At 71.0% G+C, this 8,765-nt stretch carries 8 protein-coding genes; 3 read left to right on the top strand and 5 right to left on the bottom strand.

What is annotated here, in order from left to right; translation table 11 throughout:
* Positions 1-1,811 (bottom strand): hypothetical protein (locus tag AB0N78_RS14105; RefSeq protein ID WP_363391419.1); only part of this gene is annotated, 1,811 nt, incomplete at its 3' end.
* A 372-nt stretch (positions 1,812-2,183) separates the two neighbouring features.
* Here AB0N78_RS14105 and AB0N78_RS14100 point away from each other — a divergent pair.
* Positions 2,184-3,332 carry an AI-2E family transporter gene (locus AB0N78_RS14100; protein WP_363391416.1) on the top strand — a complete coding sequence of 383 codons (1,149 nt, stop codon included), beginning with the start codon at positions 2,184-2,186 and terminating at the stop codon, positions 3,330-3,332.
* Positions 3,333-3,335: 3 nt separating this feature from the next.
* Here the strand turns inward: AB0N78_RS14100 and AB0N78_RS14095 are convergent, their stop codons facing one another.
* Together AB0N78_RS14095 and AB0N78_RS14090 are read right to left on the bottom strand one after the other, a co-directional pair.
* Positions 3,336-4,262 carry a pseudouridine synthase gene (locus AB0N78_RS14095; RefSeq protein WP_363391414.1) on the bottom strand — a complete coding sequence of 309 codons (927 nt, stop codon included), beginning with the start codon at positions 4,260-4,262 and terminating at the stop codon, positions 3,336-3,338.
* A 2-nt stretch (positions 4,263-4,264) separates the two neighbouring features.
* Complete coding sequence (locus AB0N78_RS14090) at positions 4,265-4,840, bottom strand: helix-turn-helix domain-containing protein (RefSeq protein ID WP_363391411.1); 576 nt, start codon at positions 4,838-4,840, stop codon at positions 4,265-4,267.
* A 22-nt stretch (positions 4,841-4,862) separates the two neighbouring features.
* On the opposite strand from AB0N78_RS14090, the gene AB0N78_RS14085 reads away from it, so the two are divergent.
* Together AB0N78_RS14085 and AB0N78_RS14080 are read left to right on the top strand one after the other, a co-directional pair.
* On the top strand, positions 4,863-5,987 hold the full coding sequence (locus AB0N78_RS14085; protein WP_363391408.1) for an MFS transporter: 1,125 nt from the start codon (positions 4,863-4,865) through the stop codon (positions 5,985-5,987).
* Positions 5,988-6,005: 18 nt separating this feature from the next.
* Positions 6,006-6,647, top strand: a complete 642-nt coding sequence (locus AB0N78_RS14080) for a YitT family protein (RefSeq protein ID WP_363391406.1) — start codon at positions 6,006-6,008, stop codon at positions 6,645-6,647.
* Between the two features lie 24 nt (positions 6,648-6,671).
* On the opposite strand, the gene AB0N78_RS14075 is transcribed toward AB0N78_RS14080, so the two are convergent.
* Both AB0N78_RS14075 and AB0N78_RS14070 read right to left on the bottom strand, forming a co-directional pair.
* The gene (locus AB0N78_RS14075) at positions 6,672-7,613 is read right to left on the bottom strand and encodes a siderophore-interacting protein (protein WP_363391403.1); all 942 of its coding nucleotides are present in this window, start codon (positions 7,611-7,613) and stop codon (positions 6,672-6,674) included.
* A 51-nt stretch (positions 7,614-7,664) separates the two neighbouring features.
* A complete protein-coding gene (locus tag AB0N78_RS14070) occupies positions 7,665-8,765 on the bottom strand; it encodes a VIT1/CCC1 family protein (RefSeq protein WP_363391400.1) in 1,101 nt (366 codons plus the stop codon).

Below are 8,765 nucleotides of genomic sequence, written 5' to 3'. Positions count from 1 at the left end.
AGCACCGGCTGAGCGGTCATCGTGTACCGCTCACCGGGCAAACCGAAGAGCGACGGCCAGGACAGATCCACCGACACCTCGGTGTCCAACGCCCGAGCCTTCCCCCCGAGGGAGTTGCTCGCCGCGATAGCCGGGTTGAAGTCCGACCGGTTGATGCCGGTCTGGTCGTTCTGCGACTGCCAGAACACCGGCAGCGCCGCACCGGTCTGCTGCGGCAGATCCGAACGGGTCATCTCCAGCGCGAAGAACACCGCCTGGTTGGCCAGCAAGGTGTCGTAGCTGAACCGGACCGCATTCACCACACCCGCGCCGCCCGCACCATCCAGGGTGTCGGACCACTGGTCGCCGCCGCTGCCGTAGGGGCCACACAGGGTGCTGCGACGTTGAGCATCCGAGGTCATGTCCAGGTGCCCGTACTCGATGCCCGCCACCGGGACCGCTGTGGTCAGTCCGCCGGGGCTGAGCAGCGACTCGTCGAAGGTCGCACAGAACGAGGCGTTGGTATAGGTCGTCCCGCTGCCGGAGGTGTTCTGCACGTAGCCGCCGTACCGCAGGGTCTGACCACGCCGCATCGGGGCGTCGCCCGAGTACAGCGAGGTCGCCCCTTCCGGTGCGGCGCTCTCCCAGCCGAGCGGACCGGTCTGCGGGAACACCCACCCCAGGCCCAGGGACAGGGACTCCCGCGCGGTGATCGCGTAGTTCAGAGTGTTGACTCCGGGCTGTGGTGTCGCGTCCGGCTCCTGACCGGTGGCGAACCCGGTGCCGTAGTTGGACTGTCCGGAGGCCGAGTCCGGGTCGAAGCCGTGGAGCGGAACCGAGATCGTGCGGTCGAGCACGTCCGCCGAGGGGAACCACATCAACAGCTCGTTGCCGGTGACCAGGGCACGGGTCCCCGCGATGTCCAGCGCGTTGCCGCCAATGTCCTGCGTGGGGTAGCTGCGGACATCGGTGACCGCACCGGTCACTGTCATCGTGATCGGCTGCCCCGGAGCCGACTGCGCACAGGTCCACTCACCACGGCCGGGCAGGGAGTTGGCGGTGGTCGAAGCTCCGCCGGCGACAGTTGGGTACAGGTTGTATCCACCGACTCCGGGGTTGGAGCCGGAGGTCAAGGCGCACCGGTTGACTCGGGCGTCCGCGCTCACCGCGGAGGGGTCGACCTGGAAGCTGAAGGTGTCCGACAGCGGTTCGCTGCCGCGCACACCGCGCACGGGGTCGATCGGCTGATAGATGCGGATGCGGTATCGCACGATGTAGCCCGGCTCGGTGCCGGAGGCACCACCGGTGGCGTAGGAGGCGGAACCAGCACCGAGGTCGAGGTCGAAGGTCGGGGCGGCGGTGACGGTGACCTCGGCCGGGGCGGAGTCAGCGGTGCCCGCGGAGGTCAACGCCGTGCTCAACACCTGACCGTTGTAGCCGTAGTCGACCAGCGCCTTGACCTGATACGTCGAGGCACCCGTCGTCGGGTGCTGCCGGGTGCAGGTGATCGTCCGACCATCCGCCGAGACCGCATCCACACCCTCAGCACACGCGGCGGCCGACTCGGTGACGACCCAGGACATGTTCTCCGGCAGCGTCTGGACCAGCGTCACGTCGCCCGCGGTGGCCACGGAGTAGCCCCACTGGTAGGTCACGTAGTCATGCGTCCGCACCCGACCGTTGGACGGCGAGGAGTCGTACCCGGACTCATCGGAACTATCCCACGGGGCGGTGCCGTCCGCAGTGACCTTGATCGTCAGACCGCTCGCCTGACCGGCCGCCTGGGCCGGGAGCGCGCTCAGGCCCACCAGCATCAGGGCAGCGGCCACCACGGCGGCGACTATCGATCGGGCACGCGCGGTCCATGACCGTGGTGCCAGTTCTTGCGTCCTCATGTCCAACCTGCTCTGCTCGACCCGACTCTCGGAGCGCCCCCCGTCCGGACGCAGGGGTCCGGCGCTGAGGGAGAGGCGCGGAGCCGCCTTCTCTGACCCGGTTCCCGTTGTGATCTGCGTCACACCTGCTGTGGGTGCCGGATTCACCCTGAGTCACGGCGTCACCCCCCGGTAAGGACCGTGACGAATACGGCGACTTGGGCGGCAGCACTGAGTAGCGGCCGGCGATCGATTGAGTGCACCCACGCTGAACGGGCAGGACGGTCCCGCCCGCCGTAGGGTCGCTGGTCACACCCCCGACTCACGGAGATGAGCACCTTCATGTGGTGGTCGAGCAGACCCACGGCCGAACAGGCACCCACCGACTCGGCCGCTGGTCGACTGTGGTCGGACGGCTTCGGACGGGTCGGGACCCGCGCGGTGCAGGCGCTAGCCCTGATCGCCCTGGTCGCGGTGGCGGCCTTCGCGCTGACCCGGCTCACGTTGGTGCTGATCCCGGTGCTGATCGCCCTGGTGTTGGCCAGCGCGATCCACCCGCTGGTCTCCTGGCTACGTCGGCATGGCTGGCCGTCGATCCTGGCCACCTGGACCGCACTGCTCGGCATCGTGGCGGTGTTCGGCGGGGTGCTGACCGCGGTCGTCTACGCCGTCGCGAACCAGTGGCAGGAGCTGGCGGACCAGGCGGTGGCCGGACTCGGCGAGTTGCAGGAATCACTCGGCGACCTGCCGATCCAGATCTCCGACCAGCAGATTGAGGACGCGAAGGACGCCGTCACCGGGTTCCTGACCTCCAGCAGCTTCGGCTCCGGGGCCATCGCCGGATTCTCCGCCGGGGCGAACTTCGTCACCGGGATGGTGCTGACCTTCGTGGTGCTGTTCTTCTTCCTCAAGGACGGGCCGCGGATCTGGGAGTTCCTGCTGCGCCCCTTCGACGGGCCCGCCTATGAGCGCGGCCAGCGGGTCGGCGGCCGCACCGTCACCACGATGGGCGGGTACGTGCGCGGCACCGCCATCGTCGCCGCGGTGGACGCCGTCGGCATTGGGGTCGGACTGGTCATCATGGGGGTGCCGCTGGCGATCCCGCTGGCCGTGCTGGTGTTCCTGCTGGCATTCATCCCCCTGGTCGGTGCCACCCTCGCCGGGGTGCTCGCAGCACTGGTCACCCTGGTCGCCAACGGATGGGTGGACGCACTGATCGTGGTCGCCATCGTGATCGCGGTGAACCAGCTGGAGGGCAACCTGCTTCAGCCCATCGTGATGGCCCGTTCCCTGGCGCTACACCCGCTGGTGATCCTGGTCGCGGTCACCGTCGGCACCGTGCTCGCCGGGATCACCGGAGCCGTGCTGGCCGTCCCGGTCGCCGCGTCGATCTGGGGTGCGATCCAGGTGTGGAACGGCCCCGACGAGCCCGCACGACCGATGCGCAAGAAGAGAGTGGAGACCGCCGAGGGGCGATGAGCCTCAGTCCAACGTCAACGGCAGCCGACGCACACTGCGGAACTCGCGCTCGGTCCCGTCCACCGGATCGATGAATCGCAGCTCCCCCGCCAGCAGCTGCAACGGTGCCGAGAAGTCGTCGACGTCCACCTCCCGCACCACCGGGTACAGCGGATCGTTCACGATCGGGATGCCCAGGCCGTTCAGGTGCATCCGCAGCTGGTGCGTCTGCCCGGTCCGCGGCGACAACCGGTACACGCCATGGCCGTCCAGCTCGGACTCCAGCTCGATCAGCGTCTCCGCGTTCACCGGCGCCCCGGGCACCACCTGCACCTGCCACTGCCCCCGCTCCTTGCGCAGGTGGTTGCGCACGGTCATGGGGAAATCCAGCTCCGGGCGGACCGGGGCCAGCGCCCAGTAGGTCTTCTCCATCGCCCGACGCTCGAACGCCGTCTGGTACGGCCCGCGCCAGCGTTGCTCGGTGGCCAGCATCAACAGCCCGGAGGTCACCCGGTCCAACCGGTGCAGCGGCGACAGCTCGGGCAGCCCGAGTTCAGCCCGCAACCGCACCACCACGCTCTGCATCACATGTCGCCCGCGCGGGATCGAGCTCAGGAACGGCGGCTTGTCCACCACCACCAGACGGTCATCGCGGTGCACCACATGGATCGTCCCCGGCACCTCCGGCTCCTCGCGCAGGTCCCGGTGGAAGAACACGAACAGCCGAGGACGGAACGGGTCCTCCGGGCGCACCGGGCTGCCGTCCTCGGCGACGAACCTGCCCTCCGCCAGCATCGCGTCCACGTCCACGTGCTCCGGGAGGCGGTGATGCAGCCACTGGGCCATCGTGCGCCACGGCGTCGCATCCGGGCGGGTGCTGTCCGGGTCCGGGGTGCGCAGCCACGCGGCACTCAGGCCGTGACGGGGTGGGAGCGGGGAGCGGGGCGGCACGGTCAGGAGGGTACGGGGGTCGACATGGCGGCGATCAGCACCTCGGCCACAGCCCGCGCGGTCGCGGTGTCACTGCCCGGCTCCCGCAGACGCATCGCCAGCGATCCGGTCATCAGCAGCAGCATCCGCTCCGCCAGCTCGGCTGCATCCTGCGTCACTGGCTCGGCCAGTGCGGTCAGTCGGGCGCGCAGCGTGGCGGTGTCCCGCTGGACAGCAGCCGCGACCTCCGTCGGCGGGTCGGCATACTCGGCTGCGGACCCGAGGAACGCACACCAGCGCGCCCCGTCCGGTCGACCCCGGAACTCGTCCAGTGCGTCGAAGACCGCCAGCAGCCGGGTCCGTGCCGTGCGTCGACGCCGCACCGCTGCCTCCCAACAGTCGAGCCAGGCACGGTGCCGCCGGTCCAGCGCCGCCGCTACCAGCGCCTCCTTGCTCGGGTAGCCCCGGTACAGCGTCGCCGCGGACACCCCCGCCCGGGCCAGCACCGCATCGACCGGGGTGGCCGCGATCCCCCGAGTGAAGAACAGCTCCTCGGCGGCGTCGAGCAGCCTCGCCTCGGTGCTGATGCGGATCGCCATGACCTGATCCTAGGCTGCCGTGATGAAACGGTCGTTTTCGTTCATCGCCGCCGGGACGCTGCTGATCGCCGCCACCTACGGCCTGGTCCGGCTCGCCTACGGGCTGTACCTGCCGGACATGCAAGCGACCCTCGGATTCGACGACGGCGCGGCCGGACTCATCTCCTCCGGAGGGTCGTTGGTCTACTGCGCGGGTGCGCTGGTCGGCGTCGCCACCGCCACCCGATTCCCCCGCGCACTCGTCGCCGCCGCCGGACTCACCGCCGCCACCGGCAGCCTCGGCATGGCCCTCGCCTCCGGCACCGCACTGCTCGCCGCCGCGGCGGTGCTCAGCTCCGCCGGTGCCGGACTCGCCTCCCCCGCCCTGGTCGAGACCGTGCGCCGCTCGGTCCCCGCCGCGGACCGCGACCGCGCGCAGACCCTGGTCAACTCCGGCACCGGCCCCGGACTGATCGCCGCCGGAATCCTGGCCCTGGCGCTGCTCCCGCACTGGCGGGCCGGATGGTGGGTCGCCGCCGGGGTATCCCTCTGTGGTGCGCTCGCCGTGCTCACCACCAGCCGCAGTCGACGCTCGGCCGGCTCCCGGGTCGACCTGCTCCCGGTCCAATGGCTGCGCACCCACCGCGCACCCATGATCGCCGCCCTGCTGCTCGGTGCCGGGTCCGCCGCCGTCTGGTCCTTCGGTCGGAACCTGCTGGATTCCGCCGGATCGACCTCAACCCTCGCGTGGATAGCCCTCGGCGTCGGAGGCACCCTCGTCCTGCCGACCGCCCCGTTGATCGTCCGACTCCGGGTCGGCCACGCTTGGGCCCTGACCACCGGCAGCGTCGCTGTGTCGACCCTCGTCCTACCGCTACTCGTCGACCACCTGCCGCTCGCACTGCTGGCCTGCACACTCTTCGGTTGGGGCTACACCGCCGCCACCGGAGTCCTGATCACCTGGACCGGACGCCTCGACCCCAACCGAGCCGCCACCGGCACCGCCGTGCTGTTCGTGCTGCTCGTCCTCGGTCAAGCCATCGGTGCCGCCGCCGTCGGCGCCCTCATGACCAGCAGCACCGTGGCCTTCACCGCGGCTGGCCTCACCGCTGCCCTCAGCACCTGCCTCGCGGCGACTGCCCCGCAGCCCTCGCGGCAGGCCACCTGACCGCCTACCGTGCGATCCATGGGGCACGGGGGCGAGCGTCTACTGCGGGCAGCCTGGGCACTGGTCGGCATCGCCGTCCTCGCCCTCGGCTCCGCCGCCCTACTCAGCGCCCACGTCGGCGTCGACCCCTTCACCGCCGCCAACATCGGCGGCAGCTCCCGCCTCGGCATCGACCTCGGCGTCTACCAGCTCGCCGTCAACGCCGTCCTGCTGATCCCCGTCCTGCTCTGGGGCCGTCGCTACCTCGGACTCGGCACCGTCATCAACATGGTGCTTACCGGCTTCTTCGTGCAGTGGTTCACCGCCGCGATCGACCCCCTGGTCCCCGACCCGCCCACCCACCTCATGCAGGCCGGGCTGTTCCTGGTCGGCATCCTGCTGTTCGCCGCCGGAGCCTCCGCGTACATGACCGCCGGGATCGGCACCGCGCCCTACGACGCGGTGGCACCCATCGTCGTGGACCACAGCCGGTTCCCGTACCGGGTGGTGCGGGTGGCGCAGGACCTGGTGTTCGTGGGGTTGGCCGTGGCGCTCGGCGGGCCGGTGGGGGTGGGGACGGTGATGACGGCGTTCTTCGCGGGGCCGCTGATCGACTTCTTCACGCGGCGGGTGAATCGGCCGCTGTTGGGGCGGGTGGTTGGCACCGAGGGTGCGCCCTGACAGCCTGCTCAGCGCCGTCGCCGGTCAGCCCTCCGCGCGACCCTCGCGCCAGTACCCCATGAACGCCACCGCCTTTCGATCCACCCCGCACTCGGCCACCAGGTGTCGCCGCAGCGTCTTGATCGCCCCGGCCTCCCCAGCGAGCCAGGCGTACAGCGCCGCGTTCTGCCGCAGCGGCTGACCCTCGGCGTCGACGGGCAGCTCCCAGAGCAGCCCGTTCTCGATGTCGACGTCCTCCAGTTCGATGCCCTCGGTGCGCGGAGCCTCGCGGGGCATGAGTCGGACGCAGGCGGCCTGGACGGCGGGGACCAGGCGGGAGCCGTGGGCGGCACCGTCGCGGGGCAGCCAGGTGATGGCGATGCCGGCGGGGGCGCGCAGGTCGAGGCGATCGCCGGAGACGGGGACCTCCAGGACGACCTCGCCGCGGGCGTCGGCGGGCAGACGCTCCAGGATGCTGGCGATGGCGGGGACGGCGGTCTCGTCGCCGGCGAGCAGCAGGCGGTCGGTGTGGGCGGGCGGGATGAAGTCGACGCCACCGGCGTTGCCGTCGTGTTCGGCGTTGGGGCCGAGGATGGCGAGCGGGTCGCCGATGCGGGCTTCGGTGGCCCAGCGGGAGGCGGGTCCGGTGGCACCGTGCAGCACCAGGTCGACGTCGATCTCGCCGAGCTGCTGGCGGACGGCGCGGACGGTGTAGGTGCGGATGGGGTGCCGCAGTTCCTCCGGCAGGTCGCGCCACTCGGTGTACCACTCGGGGCCGGTGGGGAGGGTGTCGTAGCCGCAGGGCAGCGGGAGGAAGAGTTTGATCCGCTGGTCAAAGCCGTTGTCGGCGAACAGGTGCAGGTCGTCGCCGGTGAAGGTGATCCGGCGGAAGGACGGGCACATGTCCTGGATGCGCGACACCCGCACGTCGAAGGTCCGGAAGGGCAGGACGGGCGACGGGGTGACCTCGGCGGCGACTGCGGTCATGGCACCACGGTAAGGGCAGCCAAACCTCATCTGACAGCCCTGTGACTCAGATCACCCGATAGTGGTGCCGAAGGCCAGGCCCAACAGGTAGGTCGCGGCGGCGGCACCGAAGCCGATGGCGAGCTGCCGCAGGGCTCGACGGCCCGGTGCGGCACCGGAGAGCACGCCGACGGTGGCACCGGTGCCGAGCAGGGCGATCCCGACCAGTCCGCTGGCGACGGCGACCGCGGCGAGGCCGGTCATGCCGAACAGGTAGGGCAGCACCGGGATCAGGGCACCGGAGGCGAAGAAGCAGAAGCTGGACACCGCGGCGGCGATGGCGCTGCCCACCGTCTCGTGCTCGTCGACCTCGGGCAGGTCGGCGTCGGTGGTGGTGAGTGCCTGGTCGATGGGCAGGTTCTGCGCGATGTCGTTGAGCACGGCGGCGGCACGAGCACTGGCGGCCTCGGGGTCCATGCCGCGAGCGCGGTAGACCAAGGCCAGCTCGTTGGCGTCGATGTCCAACCGGCCGAGGGCGGCGCGGGCCTCCGGGCTGGGGCGGGCGGCGTCCAGGAGTTCACGCTGGGAACGCACGGAGACGTACTCCCCCGCACCCATCGACAGCGCCCCGGCGAGCAGTCCCGCCAGGCCGGTGACCAGCACGGTGGCGGCGCTGACCCCGGATGCGCCGATACCGAGCACCAGAGCCAGGTTGGACACCAGACCGTCGTTGGCACCGAAGACCGCCGCACGGAAGGTGCCGGAGATCCGACTGCGACCGCGGATCGCCAGTGCCCGGACGACCTCACCGTGGATCCGCTCGTCGGCGGCCATCGAGGCGGTGGCGTCGGCGTCCTGCTCGTACTCCGACCGCAGCTCGGCCCGCTGAGCCAGCGCGAGGACGAACACCCCGCCGAACCGGCGCGCCAACCAGCCGAGCATCCGGGAGCGAATATCCCCGGGCAGCGGACGACCCACACGGTCCCCGAGCAGGTCCAGCCAGTGCGCCTCGTGGCGACCCTCCGCGTCGGCGAGCGCCAGCAGGATGTCCCGTTCCTCACCGGTGCGGCGGGAGGCCAGGTCGCGGTAGACCGCAGCCTCGGCGCGCTCGTCAGCCAAGTACCGCCGCCACCGGCGGACCTGACGGGCGGTCGGGGCAGCGCTCGAGGTCAT

Source organism: Cellulomonas sp. NPDC089187, assembly GCF_040685135.1.
Classification (GTDB): domain Bacteria; phylum Actinomycetota; class Actinomycetes; order Actinomycetales; family Cellulomonadaceae; genus Cellulomonas.
This window is presented reverse-complemented; position numbering and strand designations above follow the sequence as displayed.

Coding starts and splice junctions, on each gene's coding strand:
- AB0N78_RS14070 (WP_363391400.1), bottom strand. CDS start 8,765: ATGACCTCGAGCGCTGCCCCGACCGCCCGTCAGGTCCGCCGGTGGCGG.
- AB0N78_RS14085 (WP_363391408.1), top strand. CDS start 4,863: ATGAAACGGTCGTTTTCGTTCATCGCCGCCGGGACGCTGCTGATCGCC.
- AB0N78_RS14100 (WP_363391416.1), top strand. CDS start 2,184: ATGAGCACCTTCATGTGGTGGTCGAGCAGACCCACGGCCGAACAGGCA.
- AB0N78_RS14090 (WP_363391411.1), bottom strand. CDS start 4,840: ATGGCGATCCGCATCAGCACCGAGGCGAGGCTGCTCGACGCCGCCGAG.
- AB0N78_RS14075 (WP_363391403.1), bottom strand. CDS start 7,613: ATGACCGCAGTCGCCGCCGAGGTCACCCCGTCGCCCGTCCTGCCCTTC.
- AB0N78_RS14080 (WP_363391406.1), top strand. CDS start 6,006: ATGGGGCACGGGGGCGAGCGTCTACTGCGGGCAGCCTGGGCACTGGTC.